The organism is Burkholderia sp. MSHR3999 (assembly GCF_000833595.1).
GTDB lineage: Bacteria > Pseudomonadota > Gammaproteobacteria > Burkholderiales > Burkholderiaceae > Burkholderia > Burkholderia ubonensis.
This window is the reverse complement of record NZ_JRFO01000005.1, coordinates 737567-753741: the sequence shown is the minus strand read 5'-3', so window position 1 is coordinate 753741 and position 16175 is coordinate 737567. Positions and strand designations below refer to the sequence as shown.

Below are 16175 nucleotides of genomic sequence, written 5' to 3'. Positions count from 1 at the left end.
TCGCATCGGCGCACGTTGTCGGAATTCGATCGAACAATTCCGCTATTTGCCGGGCAAGCGGCCGGTTCGTCTCACGCAGTCGAGTGTCAATCGGCTGCCGGTCCTCTTCGCGAGGATCGGCGGCCCCAGTCAGGTAGGGATTCACCCGCAATCGTCAATCGACGCGTCCGCGCGGACGCGCCCGGACGTTCGTTCACCACTTGCACCACCAGCATGGAGTACCTGCACCATGACGACATCCACTCTCGATTCGCCGCGCGTTTCCGAACACGAATCGCGCGCCATTTCGCCGCACAACATCGTCGATCTGCTGTTGCGGGCCGCACGGCTGCATCCGCATACGGGCGTGCGTTACATCGCCGCGGAATCCGAGGAAAAGGGCGCTTTCGTCACGTATCCCGAGCTGCTCGACGAGGCGCGCCGCATCCTGGGCGGTCTGCGCTCGCGCGGCTACCGATCCGGCATGAAGGTCGCGCTGCTGCTCGAGCACGCGAACGATTTCATCCCGGCGTTCTGGGCGTGCGCGCTTGGCGGATTCGTGCCGTGTCCGCTCGTGCCGATCCGCAACGATCCGGAGCGTTGGGCGAAGCATCTCGCGCACGTCGACACGCTGCTCGACCATCCGCTGCTCGTCACCACCGAAGCGCTAAAGAACGATCTGCCGGACGGCGCGCTCGCCGTCAACCTGAACGCGCTGCGCGCCGGCGCGCCCGACGAATCGGTTCATGCCGCGCAACCGTCGGACCCGGCCGTCTTCGTGCTCACGTCGGGCTCCACCGGCAATTCCAAGGCGGTCGTGCTCACGCACGGCAACCTGCTCGCATCGATGGCGGGCAAGAACGACAGGCAGCAGCTCGCCGGCGCGGACGTCACGCTCAACTGGATCTCGTTCGATCACGTCGCCGCGCTGCTCGAAGCCCACCTGCTGCCGCTCTACGTGGGTGCCGTGCAGCTCCATGTCGAATCCGCGGCGATCCTGACCGATCCGCTGCGCTTCCTGCGGCTCATCAGCCGCTATCGCGTCACGATGACCTTCTCGCCGAACTTCCTGTTCGGGCAACTGAACGCCGCGCTCGAAGCGATGGGCGACGAGGCGCTCGCGGCGTGGCGCCGCTCGGTGGATCTCTCGTCGCTGCGGCACGCCGTGTCGGGCGGCGAGGCGATCGTCGTCGCGACCGGGCAGCGCTTCCTCGATCTTCTCGCGTCGTGCGGCCTCGCGCCCGACGCGCTGTGGCCCGCGTTCGGGATGACCGAGACGTGCGCAGGCTCCGTGTATTCGCGCGAATTTCCGTACGGCGATGCGGGCCGCGAGTTTGCGTCGCTCGGCCTGCCGGTGGCCGGGCTGCAGATGCGCATCGCGGACGACCGCAACAACGTGCTGCCGGACGGCGAAGCGGGCGAGTTCCAGGTGCGTGGCCCGATGATCTTCCAGTGCTATTACAACAACGCCGAGGCGACGCGCGCGGCGTTCACGAGCGACGGCTGGTTCCGCACGGGCGATCTCGGGCGCATCGAGCGCGGCCGGCTGTGGCTCGTCGGCCGCAGCAAGGACAGCATCATCGTCAACGGCGTCAACTACTTCAGCCACGAGCTGGAGACGACGCTCGAAGCGCTCGACGGCATCAAGCGCTCGTTCGTCGCGGCGTTCCCGACGCGCAGCACCGGCGACGAATCCGAGCAGCTCGTCGTGACGTTCACGCCGTCGTTCCCGCTCGACGACGATGACGCGCTGTATCGCGTCATTATCGCGATCCGCAACAGCACGATCCTGCTGTGGGGCTTCCGGCCCGCGTTGATCCTGCCGTTGCCGGAAGACGAGTTTCCGAAGACGAGCCTCGGCAAGACCCAGCGCACGATCATGCGCAAGCGGCTCGAAGCGGGCGGCTACGACGGCTGCAAGGCGTTGGTCGCCGATCTCGCGAACCGGCAGATGGGCGGCTACGCCGCGCCCGAGGGCGACACCGAGGCCGCGGTCGCCGCGATCTTTGCGGAGATGTTCCAGGTCGCGCCCGACGCGATCAGCGCGACCGCGAGCTTCTTCGATCTCGGCGGCACGTCGCTCGACATCCTGAAGCTCAAGCGCCACGTCGAGCAGCGGCTCGGCGTCGTCGACCTGCCGATCGTGACGATTCTCCAGAATCCGACCGTGCGCGCGCTGGCCGCGCGCCTCGCGCCGGGCGAGCGCGTGACGGCGGGCGATTACGACCCCGTCGTGCCGCTACAGCTCACGGGCGGCAAGACGCCGCTCTTCTGCGTGCACCCCGGCGTCGGCGAGGTGCTCGTGTTCGTCAATCTCGCGAAGTATTTCGTCAACGAGCGCCCGTTCTACGCGCTGCGCGCGCGCGGCTTCAACGAAGGGGAGACGTATTTCTCCAGCTTCGACGAGATGGTGAGCACGTATGTCGACGCGATCCGCAAGCGGCAGCCGCACGGGCCGTACGCGGTGGCCGGCTATTCGTACGGCGGCGCGGTCGCGTTCGAGATCGCGAAGGTGCTCGAATCGCAGGGCGAGCGCGTGGATTTCGTCGGCAGCTTCAATCTGCCGCCGCACATCAAGTACCGGATGGACGAGCTCGACGAGGTGGAAGGCGCGGTCAACCTCGCGTTCTTCCTGTCGCTGATCGACAAGCAGCAGTCGCTGACGCTGCCGCCGCAGTTGCGCGCCGCGATGCCGGAGCAGGACCCGCTCGCGTACCTGATCGACCACGCGCCCCCCGGGCGGCTCGCCGAGCTCGACCTCGATCTGCCGAAATTCCGCGCATGGGCGGGGCTTGCCCAATCGCTGCTGACGCTCGGGCGTTCGTACGTGCCGTCGGGCAGCGTGCAGGCGATGTCGATCTTCTACGCGATCCCGCTGCGCGGCACGAAGGACGACTGGCTGAACGACCAACTGCGCCGATGGGACGAGTTCACGCGCGCGCCGAATCGCTACATCGACGTGGCGGGCGAGCACTACACGCTGATGGGTCCCGCGCACGTCGCGACGTTCCAGGCGGTGCTGCGGGCCGAGCTCGATCGCGCGCTCGGCGGCAAATGACCGATGTCCGACATCACGATGAACAAGGAGAAGAGGCTCATGGCAGTGTCTGTCAACGAAGCGCGCGGTGACGCGGAACAGCGGCACGCGAAGCGCAAGGTTCTGATCACGGGTGCGACCGGCCAGGTGGCGCGGCCCGTCGCCGAAGCGCTGGCGGCGCGGGACGAGGTGTGGGCGATCGGCCGGTTCGGCGATGCGAGCGTGGAGGACGCGTTGCGCGCGAAGGGCGTGAACACGTGGCGGTGGGACATGGAGCGCGACACGCTCGACGGCCTGCCCGACGACTTCACGCACGTGCTGCACGCGGCGGTGAGGCGCGGCGAGGACGGTGATTTCGACAAGGCGATCGAGATCAACACGGTCGCCACCGGGCGCCTGATGACGCATTGCCGCCGCGCGGAATCGTTCATCTACGTGTCGAGCGGCAGCCTGTACGCTCGGCAGGCGCTCGATCATCCATATGCGGAGACGGACCCGCTGAACGGCGTCGCGCACTGGCTGCCCGCCTATCCGATCGTGAAGATTTCGTGCGAGGGCGTCGTGCGCGCGTTCTCGGCCACGCTCGGCCTGCCGACCGTGATCGCGCGCCTGAACGTCGCGTACGGCCCATACGGCCATGGCGGCGTGCCGGTGCTGCTGTATCGGCAACTGCTCGCCGGCAAGCCGGTGCCGGTACCGCGCGAGGGCCAGAACTGGGCGTCGCTGATCCACACCGACGATCTCGTCCGCCAGGTGCCGCTGCTGTGGGAGGCGGCGAGCTCGCCCGCGCTCGTGCTGAACTGGGGCGGCGACGAGGCCGTCGGCATTCAAGATTGCCTGCAATACGTGGCGGACATCACGGGCGTCGATGCGCGTTTCGAGCGCAGCGACGTGACGCGCGAAACCTATGCGTTCGACAACACGAAGCGTCGCGCGCTGATCGGCGATTGCACGGTGCACTGGAAGCAAGGTGTGCGCCGGACCATCGAAACCCACTTCCCCGGCGCGGTGAAGACGCTGCCGGTCGAGCAGCGTTGACGCGCGAGACAGGAGCTATTTGCAATGTCGATCAACATGCAGACCGTGCGCGAATCTTACGAGGCCTTCCACCGTCGCGACCTGCCCGGCGTGCTCGCGGCGCTCGCGCCGGACGTGCGCTGGACCCATCCGGACGGCATGAGCCCGTACGGGCTCGGCGGAACGAAGCGCGGCCACGACGAAGTGATCGCGTTCATCAGGCACGTGCCGACGCACATCGCCGAGATGCGGATCGCGCCGGACGAGTTCATCGAGTCCGGCGAGCGGATCGTCGTGCTCGGCACGCGCCGCGTCACCGCGGCCAACGGGCGCAACGCGACGCTGAAGTTTGTGCACGTATGGCGGTTCGAGAACGGCCGGGCGATCACGTTCGAGGATCACTTCGACACGGCCGAGATGATCAAGCTGATCGCGGACTGACCGTACCGGCTCGCACGGCGGCGGGCCGCATTCATACGCATTCGTATTTCGATCGATCGAAAGGAGAAATCTGATGACGGAAGTGCAGACGGGACAGCCGCCACATATCGCGATACTGCAGATGGTCACCGGCAAGTGGCACGCGCAGGCGCTCTATGTCGCCGCCGAGCTCGGCATTGCAGATCTGCTGGCGGAGCGGGAACGGACGGCGGACGAGCTGGCCGCCGCGACGGACACCCACCCCGAGGCGCTTTACCGCGTGCTGCGCGCGCTCGGCAGCCTCGGCGTGTTCGTCGAGGAGGAGGGCAGGCGGTTTCGCAACAGCCCGCTCAGCGACACGCTGCGGCGCGACGCGCCGGGCTCGATGCGCGGCTTCGTGCGGCTCGCGGGGATGGACGCGGGATGGCGGGCATGGGGGCAACTGATGTACAGCGTCAAGACCGGACGTAGCGCGTTCGAGCATGTCGTGGGCGGGCCGGGCTTCGCGTACATCGATGCGCATCCGGAGATCGCGGCGATCGTCAACGACGCGATGACGAGCATCAGCGAACTGGAATCGCCGGCGGTGGCGCGCGCCTATGATTTTTCGCAAGCGCGCACGATCGTCGACGTGGGCGGCGGCCATGGCTTTCTGCTTGCGACGCTGCTGCTCGCGAACCCGAATGCGAACGGCGTGCTCTTCGAGCTGCCGCACGCGTGCGAAGGCGCGCGGCAGCTTTTCGCGAAGCACGGGCTGACCGGGCGGGTGAAGGTCGTCGCGGGCGACGCGAGCAAATCGATCGACGCGCACGGTGACGTCTTCGTGATGAAGCACGTGATCTGCGACTGGGACGACGAGCAGGCGACGCGGATCATGACGAACTGCGCGGAAGCGATGCGCCCGGGCGGCAAGCTCCTCCTCGTCGAGGCGGTGCTCACGCCGCCGGGCGAGCCGCATTTCGCGAAGCTGCACGATCTCGAAATGCTGATCATGAGTTCCGGCGGGCACGGGCGCACGGCCGAAGGGTACGGGCGGCTCTATGCGGCGGCCGGGCTGTCGATGACGGCCGTTCATCCGACGCAAGGCGCGCATAGCGTGATCGAGGGCATCAAGCCGTGACGGCGGGTGCCGCGGATCGCGGCGAGCGGCGGGGGCGGTTCGAGCAGTTCGATCGCTGCGAGCAGTCCGCCGCGCTCACCTCGCTCGCGCGACCTTCGCGAGCACGTCCGACAGCGCGAATCTTCGGCTGCGTCGCGCGCTTTGACGCGCGACCAGGCGTCAGAGCAATCGCTCCGACAACACACGAAACGCGACACCCGGAACGACGAAGCAGAACGGCGCGCCAACCGCGCCGATCCGCCGCAGGAACTCGCCATGACCGACCGGTTCCACCGTCCTGAGAGGCTTGACAGCCTCGACGTCGATCGGCAGGTCGATGCGCGCATGCGCGAGGCCATTGCAATCCTCGACATGCGCAATCGCACCATGCTGCAGGCTCAGGAACGTCACCGCGCTGCGCCATGAATCGAAGAACGGCGCGAGTTCGGCGGGCAGCGTGCATTCGGACGTCGTCTCGGCGATGCAGCGAAAATCCGGCGCGCTGCCGTCGCCGCCCGCGAGCAGCGTGCTGAATCGTCCGTCGCGCGCCGTATGCTCGAAGCGTTGAGCGAGATGCGACGGCAATGCGTCGCTGAACAGCCGGCTGCCGAGCGCATAAAGCGGATGGTCGAAGACGTTCTTCACGAACAGGACCGTCGGTTCGACAGGTTTTCGTCCCGCAAGCGTATCGACGTAAAGCCGCCAGTTGCTTTGCAGCGGCGACGGAAAGAGGCGGCGCAGCGGGCCGGCGGCGCGCGGGCCGAAGTGGCGGTGCGCGTAGGTCAGGATCGTGAACGGCGTCTTGCCGTCGCGCGCGGCGAGCCTGACGCCGGGCGGCACCAGATGCGCGACGTTGGCGAGATCGACGAGCCACGTGCAATACACGACATCCTGCACGTCGCTGGCGAGTTGCAGGAACGGCAGCCGCGACAGCAGCGCGCGGCGGGCGCGCAGCAGCGGACGGCTCGCGACGACCCGGTTGGCGAGCCGGCCGACGATGCCGGCGGACGGATGGACGAATGCGTTGGTATAGGACATGGCCGTTGTTGTCGTGATGGATTGGCGCGCGACGCGCAAGCAAGCGCTTTCGGCTTCGGCCGGCACGCACGCAAGGTACCTCAATCGTCTGCAATCCGCTCGCGCGGCGAACCGGACGAGCGACGCAAGCCCGCATGATCCGACCGAAACCCGCCGGGCGACTGCCCGGTCCATTTGCGGAACGCGCGATGAAACGCGCTCGGCTCGGAGAAGCCCAGCTCGCCCGCGATGTCGGCCACGCTGCGCGTGCCGTCTCGCAGCAGCGACTGCGCGATCACGCTGCGCATCTCGTCCTTGATTGCCGCGAAGCTCTGCCCTTCGCTGCGCAAGCGCCGCCGCAGCGTCGCCGGCGGCATGTCGAGCCGCGCGGCCAGCGCGTCGAAGTTCGGCCAATCCGCCGCCGGAATGGCCTTCAGGTGCGCGCGGATCTTCGCGACCCATCCCGAGTCGTGCCGGTAGCGCACCAGGATGTTGGCGGGCGCGCCGCGCAGGAAGGTCTTCAGCGCCTGCTCGGAGCGGATCGTGGGCAGGCGCAAATAGGCCGCGTCGAACGTGAGCCGGCAATCGGGCCGGTCGAAATGCACCGGCGCGCCGAAGAACTGGCTGTAGTCGGCGCGATGGGCGGGGCTCGCGCACGAGAAATCGATGCGCCGCAACGGAATGCGCCGCCCGATGAGCCAGCACGCGAGCCCGAGCAGGATCAGCCAGAACGTGCGATACGCGAACGCGGGGCGCGGCCCGCCCGCGTCGGCGAGCACGATGCGCGCCTCGCCGCCGGCCACCTGCAGCCGGCCGTGCGGGTGGTCGAGCACCACCCGCAGAAACCGCAGCGCGCGCCGCAGCGCCTGCTCGAGCGTGGCCGCATGCAGGACCGCGTGACACAGCAGCGCGAAGCTGCCCACGCGCATCGGCCGCGCGGCGAGGCCGAAGAACTCGTCGTCCAGCGCGTCGGCCATCGCCAGCCACAGCCGCCCGTACTGCTGGATCGTGACCGGGCTGTCCACCGCGGCCGGCAGCCCGGCCGCGCGCAGCAGCGGCTGCACGTCGACACCTTGCTGGCGCAGGCACGCGAGCGCGTCCTCGACGAAGCCCGGCGCGATCATGTGCCGTTCCACCACGGACCCTCCGAATATGGCATTTCCGATCAGGATCGTAGACTCGATTTGTCATTGTTTGCAATGTCGGCGATGACTACCATCGGGAACGAATCTGCCGCGCCGGCCGATCTGCCGGCAGCGAGCCAACGGGAGGAGACACCCATGCCAGATCAGATCGCCGACGCCATCCCCGCTTACGCCGACGCGGTGGCCCGCTTCAGCCTCGATGCCGCCGCGGCGCGCCTCGACGGCGACCTCGCGCGCGGGCTGAACGCCTGCGTCGAATGCTGCGACCGGCACGTGGCGGCCGGCGGGACCGCGCTCGACTGGATCGACGCCGGCGGCCGGCATCACAGCTTCAGCTTTGCGCGGATGCGGGCGCTGTCGGCGCGCGTCGCCCATCTCCTCGTCGCGCAGGGCGTCGGGCCCGGCGACGTCGTGGCCGGCCTGCTGCCGCGCACGCCCGAACTGGTTGCGACGATCCTCGGCGTGTGGCGCGCGGGCGCGGTCTACCAGCCGCTGTTCACGGCGTTCGGGCCGAAGGCGATCGAGCACCGGCTGCGCATGAGCGACGCGAAGCTGGTCGTGACCAACGTCGCGAACCGCGCGAAGCTCGACGAGGTCGCGGCGTGCCCGCCGGTGGCGACCGTGCGCCGGCCGGACGAGCCGCTACGCGGCGGCGACATCGATTTCCTCGCCGCGCTCGATGCGCAGCCCGATGCATTCGAGCCCGTGCCGCGCACGGGCACGGACCTGTTCCTGATGATGTCGACGTCGGGCACGACCGGGCTGCCGAAGGGCGTGCCGGTGCCGCTGCACGCGTTGCTCGCGTTCGGCGCGTACATGCGCGACGCGGTGGACCTGCGCCCGGACGACCGCTTCTGGAACATCGCGGACCCGGGCTGGGCCTACGGGCTCTATTACGCGATCACCGGGCCGCTGCTGCTCGGCCATGCGACGACGCTGGTCGAAGGCGGCTTCTCCGTCGACGCCACCTATGACGTGATCGAGCGGCTGGGCATCACCAGCCTCGCCGGCTCGCCGACCGCGTACCGGCTGCTGATGGCGGCCGGCGCCGGGCCGGCCGCGCGCATCCGGGGCCGCCTGCGCGTCGTGAGCAGCGCGGGCGAACCGCTGAATCCGGAAGTCATCCGCTGGTTCGACGCCGAGCTTGCCGCGCCGATTCGCGATCACTACGGGCAGACCGAGCTCGGCATGGTGGTGAACAACCATCACGGCCTCGCGCACCCGGTGCGTCCCGGCTCGGCCGGCGTCGCGATGCCCGGCTACCGGGTCGCGGTGCTCGACGACGCGGGCCGCGAACTCGGGCCGAACCAGCCCGGCGTGCTCGCGGTCGACATCGCGCGCTCGCCGCTGCTGTGGTTCACCGGCTACTGGCGCCAGCAGACGCCGGCCATCGCCGGCGGCTATTACCGCACCGGCGACAACGTGGAGCTGGAGCCGGACGGCAGCATCAGCTTCATCGGCCGCGCGGACGACGTGATCACGTCCGCCGGCTACCGGATCGGGCCGTTCGACGTCGAAAGCGCGCTGATCGAGCATCCGGCCGTGATGGAGGCGGCCGTGATCGGCGTGCCCGATCCGGAGCGCACCGAGATCGTCAAGGCGTACGTCGTGCTGTCGGACGGCCACGCGGGCTCGCCGGCGCTGGCCGACGAACTGAGCCTGCACGTGAAGAAGCGCCTGTCCGCGCACGCGTATCCGCGCGCGGTCGAATTCGTCGACGCGTTGCCGAAGACGCCGAGCGGCAAGATCCAGCGCTTCGTGCTGCGCAAGATGGCGGCCGAACAAAACGCGACGAACTGAACGGAGGAACGACGAATGAACATCGATAACCGCGTGTTTCTGGTCACGGGCGCGGGCTCCGGCCTCGGCGCGGCCGTGGCGCGCATGGTCGTCGAGCACGGCGGCCGGGCGATGCTGGTCGACGTCAACGGCGACGCCGCGGCGGGCGTCGCGCGCGAACTCGGCGCGGCGGCGCGCAGCCACGCGGCCGACGTGACCAGCGAAGCCGACGGGCAGGCCGCGCTCGCCGCCACGCTCGACGCGTTCGGCCGGATCGACGGGCTCGTCAACTGCGCGGGCGTCGCGCCTGGCGAGAAGGTCGTCGGGCGCGACGGGCCGCACCGGCTCGCGAGCTTTGTGCGCGCGGTCTCGATCAACCTGGTCGGGACCTTCAACATGATCCGGCTGGCGGCCGACGCGATGTCGAAGCAGGACGCCGACGCGAACGGCGAGCGCGGCGTGATCGTCAACACCGCGTCGATCGCCGCGTTCGACGGGCAGATCGGGCAGGCGGCCTATGCGGCGTCGAAGGGCGGTGTGGTCGGGATGACGCTGCCGATCGCGCGCGAGCTCGCGCGCTTCGGCATCCGCGTCGTGACGATCGCGCCGGGCATCTTCGCGACGCCGATGATGACCGGGATGCCGCAGGACGTGCAGGACTCGCTGGGCCGGAGCGTGCCGTTTCCGTCGCGTCTCGGCCGCCCGGAGGAATTCGCCGCGCTGGTGCGGCACATCGCCGGGAACACGATGCTGAACGGCGAAGTCATTCGACTCGACGGCGCGTTGCGGATGGCGCCGCGCTGACTCTCAAGGAGAAGGAATCATGACGACACAACACGATCCGATTGTCATCGTCGGTGCGGCCCGCACCCCGATGGGCGGTTTCCAGGGCGACCTGGCCGCCGCGACGGCGAGCGAGCTGGGCGCGGTGGCGATTCGCGCGGCGCTCGAACGCGCCGGCGTGCCGGCCGACCAGGTGGACGAGATCGTCTTCGGCTGCGTGCTGCCCGCGGGGCAGGGTCAGGCGCCGGCCCGGCAGGCGGCGCTGAAGGCGGGGCTGCCGCTGGCGGCGGGCGCGACCACGGTCAACAAGATGTGCGGGTCCGGCATGAAGGCCGCGATGTTCGCGCACGACCTGCTCGTCGCGGGCTCGGCGGACGTGCTGGTGGCGGGCGGCATGGAGAGCATGAGCAACGCGCCGTACCTGCTGCCGAAGGCGCGCGGCGGCTACCGGATGGGACACGGGCAGGTGCTCGACCACATGTTCCTCGACGGCCTCGAGGACGCGTATGACAAGGGCCGCCTGATGGGCACGTTCGCCGAGGATTGCGCGGCGGCCTACGGCTTCACGCGCGACGCGCAGGACGCGTTCGCGATCGCGTCGCTCACGCGCGCGCAGCAGGCGATCGCGAGCGGCCGGTTCGCGGCCGAAGTCGCGCCGGTGCAGGTGCGCGCGGGCAAGACCGACACGGTGGTGAGCATCGACGAGCAGCCGGGCAAGGCGAAGCTCGACAAGATCCCGACGCTCAAGCCGGCGTTCCGCGAAGGCGGCACGGTGACGGCCGCGAATTCGTCGTCGATCTCGGACGGCGCCGCGGCGCTGGTGCTGATGCGCCGGTCGGAAGCGCAGAAGCGCGGCCTGACGCCGAAGGCGGTGATCGTCGGCCATTCGACTTATGCCGACAAGCCCGCGCTGTTCCCGACGGCGCCGGTCGGCGCGCTGCGCAAGCTGTCGGAGAAGACCGGCTGGGCGCTGCGGGACGTCGATCTGTTCGAGATCAACGAAGCGTTCGCGGTGGTCGCGATGGCCGCGATGCGCGATCTCGACCTGCCGCACGACAAAGTCAACGTGCACGGCGGCGCGTGCGCGCTCGGCCACCCGATCGGCGCGTCCGGCGCGCGCGTGATGGTCACGCTGCTCGCGGCGCTCGAGACGCATGGGCTGCGGCGCGGCGTGGCGTCGCTCTGCATCGGCGGCGGCGAGGCGACGGCGATCGCGATCGAGCGCCTGTCCTGATTCGGCGACGCGGATCCCGCGTCCGGATTCGTGGCGGCATCGAGCGAAGGGCAGGGCCGGGGCGGGCTGCAAGGGCCCGCCCCGGTTCATTTGCGGCCCCGATTATCCGTCGATTGCCGCGAACGTCGATCGAAAGCGGCGATGCCCGCGCGGACTGCTACAATCGCGACTTGTTTCATTCAGTGTGCTTGACGTTACGGACTCTGAACGGCTCGCGAGCGGCATGATCGACTTGCGCAGAAAGCCGGGCGGTCAAAACCCCGATACCGCCTCATTCGGCAACGGTCAGGCAGACTGTGAACGAGTGAAGGGAATCCCCGCGTGCCCCGGTCGATGCCGGGCACCGCATCGACGAAGAAAACGCCACGTGACATCCAGCAAAATTCAGACGCTGCAGCAGCAGCTCGGCCACCTCAACCTGCTCGTCGAAGAAGCCCGGGCGAAAGAGAAGGCGGAAGCATTGGCCAGGATCCGGGAACAGGTCAAGGAATACGGCATCACGGAGGTGGAACTCCTCCGTGCGGCCGGCTTCGTGAAGGACCGGCCGAAGAAGCATCCCGCCAAGTACTACGATCCGTCGTCGGGTAATTCCTGGACGGGGCGCGGCGCCCGCCCGAAATGGCTGGCCGGCAAGAATCCGGACGACTATCTGATCCGACCCGAGGCCAAGCCATGGTGGCCGGGCGAGGATTGATGGAATCCGGTCGGGCGCTGCCGATACGGCCCGCCTGATCCCGGCCGCTCGGCCGGCGCGGTCGCTTCCCGCTGACGTTTCCGACGATGACGGTAGCGAGTCAGCGAAGTGGCATGCCTGCGTCCCCTGAATCGAACGGCGACGCGTGCGCCGAGTACGCCGCGTTGCGCCGCGCGACGACCGGGCCGGGGCCGTTCGAGCCCGCGCTCGGGGTCCGATCCGTTCATTCATTCGACCGCGAGCCTGCCGCTCGAGCGGCGGCGCGCGGCTGCTCCACGCGTGCGCCGACGAATGGGTCGTCGCCGATGACCTACACTAGAAGCCCGCTCCTCGTGGGCCGGTGGCCGTTCCGGCACAACCAACCTGCATTGCTTCGACCCCCGGCTCGCCGCCTGTAGATAGCGGTGGAACGGAGATACGGCGTGATCGGCTGCCCGGATTCGCCGGGCGCCGACATTCATGTAGGAGGTCATCATGTTGCAAGCCAGCGAGATGCAACAGCGCTTCAGCCACCTGCAGCAGACAATCAGCGAGGCATCACGGACCTGCCACTCGGACAAGACAGCGCCCAGGGACTTGCTGAACTGGGTGGACGAACTGGACAAGGAATGCAAGTCGGCGAAGAAGATCGCGGCGTCCGGCGACGACGATCGCATCCGCCAATGGATCGACGATCTCGAACGGATCGGTGATCGCGCCGAGCGCGCCTGCATGCAGGCCGGCGGTATCGATGCCGGCGTCATGAACGCGGTGAGCACGATGCATTCGGAGCTCTCGGAGCTGAAGCAGCAATTGCACTGAGCGATTTGCCCGGTATCGCGTGTCGCCGAGCGGGTAAACCGCGAGGGGGTTTACCTGTGTCGAACGCGGGATTTTCGAGGAGTACGATCAGTCGTCCAGTTTGTTTTTGAGGTTTCTCAGAGCGAAGCTCGCCCGCGTACCGCGGGCATTTTTTTGTCCGCGATCCGGGCCGTCGCAAGGATCTGCAACGCTTTCTCCTGTTCGTCCGATCGGTCGCGCGGGCGCTCATGCCGACGAAGGCAGACTGCGCTATCTTTCCGCCTGCGACTTCCGTTCCTGCCCAATCCGTCGATGAAATTCGCGCCCCTGATCTTGCCGAACCCACTCGTCACCGACCGCCTGCTGCTCCGCCCGGCCAATCGGGCGTACGCGCCGGATTTGCTCGCGTACTACGTCGAAAACCGGGCGCATCTGATGCCGTGGGAGCCGTCGCGGCCCGATTCGTTTTACACCCGGCATGCGATCGAGATGCGGCTGCAGTCGATGGAGGAAAACATCGCCGCCGGCCGCGCCGTGCACCTTCTGATGTTCGATAAGGATGACGATCGATTGATCGGCGATTGCAATTTCACGCAGATCGTTCCGGAGCCGTTTCGCGCGTGCTATCTCGGGTTTTCGATCGCACGCGATCGCGAAGGGCGGGGATTGATGCACGAATGCCTCGAGACCGCGATTCGCTACGTGTTCGACGAGCTCGCGCTGCATCGCGTGATGGCCAATCATCGTCCCGAAAATCGGCGCAGTGCGCGGCTTCTCGAACGGCTCGGATTCGAGCGGGAAGGCTATGCGCGCGCGTATCTGCGCATCAACGGCGCGTGGGCCGATCACGTTCTGACCGCGCTGATCAATCCGGCGCCGGTTTGACGGCATGCGTCGGCGGCGCGTTGCCGCGGTGATCGCCCATTCATTTCGGATGCTTAATGATCGCATGACGAAATGACATGAAGGCCATTTCGGCTTCGCGAGAGGCGGTTTCAAGTGGTCATATCCGGATAAAAGTTTGATGTGATCAAACTTTTATCGATTATTCAGAATCCTGGATATAAAAGGTGTTTGATTCAATCAAACGTCCGGTATTTTCCGTAATTAATCTGTTAAGTTTGATGTGATCAAACTTTGAGTGTTTCATCAAAAAAAGTTTGACGCTCATTTTTTTTCCTTGATATCTTCCTCAATCACGAAGCGACGGTTTGTTTATGAATATTCAATCAGCTCGGGGTTATTTCTCGGGGCGGCTCGCCTGATTGCGGCTTGGCCGCACGCTGCCGGCCGCCGTTCGAGCGGACGAATATTCGCTACATTTCCCTGAATCGAATTGGGCTCGACGTAAGAGCCGCTTTGTCCGTGCGCGAGCGGCGGACGACGTGAACTGCATATTCATAAATAAGCAATTCAGGATTAAGGGAAATTGAATTCAAGCGCGTCGTAATCCGGGCCGGTGTCCGAAAAGACCGGCGAATTTCGCGTTGGGGGATTGAAGGTGGGTATCAAAGTCGACGAAGGCGTGCTCGCGTCCAACAGCGGGCTGGCTCAGCTCGGGCGGCCGCGGCAATTCGGCGGGAAGCCGCAAAACCCGGTGCGCCGGTTCGGCGGCATCGCGATCGTGCTGCTGCTGCACGTCGTGCTGGTCTATGCGCTCCTGAACGGCCTCGCGACCAAGGTCGTCCAGGTCGTCCAGCATCCGATCGAAACCCGCATCATCGAACCGGTGAAGCCGCCGCCGCCCCCGCCAATGCCGGTGGTCAAGCTGCCGCCGCCGAAAGTGGCGCTGCCGCCGCCGCCGTTCGTCCCGCCCCCGGAAGTGCCGGTGCAGGCGCCGCCGCAGGCGACGATCACCCACCAGGCCGCACCCGTGCCGTCCGCGCCGGCCGTGCAGGCGCCCGTCGTCGCGCCGCCCGCGCCCGTCGCGAAGCCGGTGAGCCACGAGGTCGGCGTCGTCTGCCCGAATTCCGATCAAATGCGCGCATCGATGCAGTATCCGAAGGAAGCACAGGAAAACAACATCACCGGCGACGTCACGATCGAATTCGTCGTCGATGCCGACGGCAACATCACCAACGAGCGTGTCGCGCAATCGGCGGACCCGATCCTGGACCGCGCGGCATACAACACGGTGAAGCGATTCAAGTGCGTGGCGCAGGGGCAGTCGGTGCGCGTGCAGGTTCCGTTCTCGTTCAACCTGAACTGAGCAGGGACGAGCGGCGCCGGAACGGCATGAGCTGGCAGGTAAATTAGTAAGTTTAACGAAAGAATCGGAGCAGGTATGGAAAAGCGTTCACTGGCCGCGCTGGCGGCCTGCATGTTGATTTCCGCAGCCGCGGTCGATGCGGTCGTGGCGCCGCAGGCGGCGTTCGCGCAGGCGAGCGGGCCGGCCGCCGCGTTGGCATCGGCCACGACGACGTCCGCGCCGCAGGCCGCCGCGGACGCGCCTTTGCTGCCGCCCGCGCCGGCGGCGACGAAAGCCGTCGAGAATCCGTACGGTCTCGGCGCGCTGTGGAAGAACGGCGATTTCGTCGCGCGGTTCGTGCTGAGCCTGCTCGTGGTCATGTCGATGGGGAGCTGGTACATCATGATCGCCAAGTTCCTCGAGCAATTCCGCGCGAACCGGCGGGCGAAGCTCGCGGACGAGCAGCTCTGGTCGGCCCCGACGCTGTCGGACGGCGCGAAGCTGCTGGACGACGCATCGCCGTTCCGCTTCATCGCCGAGACCGCGATCGAGGCCGGCGAGCATCACGACGAGGCGCTGCTCGAGGCGGTCGACCGCAACACGTGGATCGACGTGTCGGTCGAGCGCGCGATCACCAACGTGTCGAACCGTCTGCAGGACGGCCTCGCATTTCTCGCGACGGTCGGCTCCACCGCGCCGTTCGTCGGCCTGTTCGGCACCGTGTGGGGCATCTACCACGCGCTGACGGCGATCGGCATCGCGGGGCAGGCGTCGATCGACAAGGTCGCGGGCCCGGTCGGCGAGGCGCTGATCATGACCGCGATCGGGCTGGCGGTCGCCGTGCCCGCGGTGCTCGGCTACAACTTCCTGGTTCGCCGCAACAAGTCGGTGATGGAGCGCGTGCGCAACTTCGGCGCGCAGCTCCACACGGTGCTGCTCGCGGGCAGCAAGCGTCCGGTGCGGGCCGCCGCGGGCGCGCGGGCCGCGTCGCTCGTCCACTGAC

Annotated in this window: 14 protein-coding genes; 12 read left to right on the top strand and 2 right to left on the bottom strand. The window is 67.5% G+C overall.

Going from position 1 to position 16175, the window contains the following annotated elements:
* Nucleotides 1-229 precede the first annotated feature (229 nt).
* From KY49_RS16885 to KY49_RS16870, 4 genes are all read left to right on the top strand, one after another.
* Nucleotides 230-3037 carry a non-ribosomal peptide synthetase gene (locus KY49_RS16885; RefSeq protein ID WP_042585728.1) on the top strand — a complete coding sequence of 936 codons (2808 nt, stop codon included), beginning with the start codon at nt 230-232 and terminating at the stop codon, nt 3035-3037.
* An 18-nt stretch (nt 3038-3055) separates the two neighbouring features.
* Entirely contained in the window at nt 3056-4054 is a 999-nt protein-coding gene (locus KY49_RS16880; protein ID WP_156162565.1) for an NAD-dependent epimerase/dehydratase family protein, read from the top strand.
* 24 nt (nt 4055-4078) lie between these two features.
* Entirely contained in the window at nt 4079-4474 is a 396-nt protein-coding gene (locus tag KY49_RS16875) for a nuclear transport factor 2 family protein (protein ID WP_042585727.1), read from the top strand.
* 73 nt (nt 4475-4547) lie between these two features.
* Nucleotides 4548-5573, top strand: a complete 1026-nt coding sequence (locus tag KY49_RS16870; RefSeq protein WP_042585726.1) for a methyltransferase — start codon at nt 4548-4550, stop codon at nt 5571-5573.
* A 159-nt stretch (nt 5574-5732) separates the two neighbouring features.
* Here KY49_RS16870 and KY49_RS16865 read toward each other — a convergent pair whose 3' ends face one another.
* Together KY49_RS16865 and KY49_RS16860 are read right to left on the bottom strand one after the other, a co-directional pair.
* Nucleotides 5733-6590 (bottom strand): DUF2071 domain-containing protein, encoded by an 858-nt coding sequence (locus KY49_RS16865; protein WP_042585725.1) that lies wholly within the window; start codon nt 6588-6590, stop codon nt 5733-5735.
* 80 nt (nt 6591-6670) lie between these two features.
* Complete coding sequence (locus KY49_RS16860) at nt 6671-7693, bottom strand: AraC family transcriptional regulator (RefSeq protein WP_042585724.1); 1023 nt, start codon at nt 7691-7693, stop codon at nt 6671-6673.
* A 156-nt stretch (nt 7694-7849) separates the two neighbouring features.
* On the opposite strand from KY49_RS16860, the gene KY49_RS16855 reads away from it, so the two are divergent.
* From KY49_RS16855 to KY49_RS16820, 8 genes are all read left to right on the top strand, one after another.
* Entirely contained in the window at nt 7850-9514 is a 1665-nt protein-coding gene (locus KY49_RS16855) for an acyl-CoA synthetase (RefSeq protein ID WP_042585885.1), read from the top strand.
* Between the two features lie 15 nt (nt 9515-9529).
* The gene (locus KY49_RS16850) at nt 9530-10297 is read left to right on the top strand and encodes a 3-hydroxyacyl-CoA dehydrogenase (protein WP_042585723.1); all 768 of its coding nucleotides are present in this window, start codon (nt 9530-9532) and stop codon (nt 10295-10297) included.
* Nucleotides 10298-10316: 19 nt separating this feature from the next.
* On the top strand, nt 10317-11510 hold the full coding sequence (locus KY49_RS16845; protein WP_042585722.1) for an acetyl-CoA C-acetyltransferase: 1194 nt from the start codon (nt 10317-10319) through the stop codon (nt 11508-11510).
* 367 nt (nt 11511-11877) lie between these two features.
* Nucleotides 11878-12204 (top strand): H-NS histone family protein, encoded by a 327-nt coding sequence (locus KY49_RS16840; protein ID WP_010096224.1) that lies wholly within the window; start codon nt 11878-11880, stop codon nt 12202-12204.
* A 474-nt stretch (nt 12205-12678) separates the two neighbouring features.
* Nucleotides 12679-13005 carry a hypothetical protein gene (locus tag KY49_RS16835; RefSeq protein ID WP_042585721.1) on the top strand — a complete coding sequence of 109 codons (327 nt, stop codon included), beginning with the start codon at nt 12679-12681 and terminating at the stop codon, nt 13003-13005.
* A gap of 291 nt (nt 13006-13296) precedes the next feature.
* Nucleotides 13297-13869 (top strand): GNAT family N-acetyltransferase, encoded by a 573-nt coding sequence (locus KY49_RS16830; protein WP_052495739.1) that lies wholly within the window; start codon nt 13297-13299, stop codon nt 13867-13869.
* A gap of 622 nt (nt 13870-14491) precedes the next feature.
* Nucleotides 14492-15193, top strand: coding sequence for an energy transducer TonB (locus KY49_RS16825; protein ID WP_042585883.1), 702 nt, complete (start codon nt 14492-14494; stop codon nt 15191-15193).
* Between the two features lie 75 nt (nt 15194-15268).
* Nucleotides 15269-16174, top strand: coding sequence for a MotA/TolQ/ExbB proton channel family protein (locus KY49_RS16820; protein ID WP_042585720.1), 906 nt, complete (start codon nt 15269-15271; stop codon nt 16172-16174).
* Nucleotide 16175 lies beyond the last annotated feature (1 nt).

Bases quoted from the DNA above. Each gene is read 5' to 3' on its own strand.
- KY49_RS16855 (WP_042585885.1), top strand. From the start codon at position 7,850: ATGCCAGATCAGATCGCCGACGCCATCCCCGCTTACGCCGACGCGGTG.
- KY49_RS16860 (WP_042585724.1), bottom strand. From the start codon at position 7,693: ATGATCGCGCCGGGCTTCGTCGAGGACGCGCTCGCGTGCCTGCGCCAG.
- KY49_RS16870 (WP_042585726.1), top strand. From the start codon at position 4,548: ATGACGGAAGTGCAGACGGGACAGCCGCCACATATCGCGATACTGCAG.
- KY49_RS16850 (WP_042585723.1), top strand. From the start codon at position 9,530: ATGAACATCGATAACCGCGTGTTTCTGGTCACGGGCGCGGGCTCCGGC.
- KY49_RS16830 (WP_052495739.1), top strand. From the start codon at position 13,297: ATGAAATTCGCGCCCCTGATCTTGCCGAACCCACTCGTCACCGACCGC.
- KY49_RS16875 (WP_042585727.1), top strand. From the start codon at position 4,079: ATGTCGATCAACATGCAGACCGTGCGCGAATCTTACGAGGCCTTCCAC.
- KY49_RS16865 (WP_042585725.1), bottom strand. From the start codon at position 6,590: ATGTCCTATACCAACGCATTCGTCCATCCGTCCGCCGGCATCGTCGGC.
- KY49_RS16885 (WP_042585728.1), top strand. From the start codon at position 230: ATGACGACATCCACTCTCGATTCGCCGCGCGTTTCCGAACACGAATCG.
- KY49_RS16820 (WP_042585720.1), top strand. From the start codon at position 15,269: ATGGAAAAGCGTTCACTGGCCGCGCTGGCGGCCTGCATGTTGATTTCC.
- KY49_RS16835 (WP_042585721.1), top strand. From the start codon at position 12,679: ATGTTGCAAGCCAGCGAGATGCAACAGCGCTTCAGCCACCTGCAGCAG.
- KY49_RS16880 (WP_156162565.1), top strand. From the start codon at position 3,056: ATGAACAAGGAGAAGAGGCTCATGGCAGTGTCTGTCAACGAAGCGCGC.
- KY49_RS16845 (WP_042585722.1), top strand. From the start codon at position 10,317: ATGACGACACAACACGATCCGATTGTCATCGTCGGTGCGGCCCGCACC.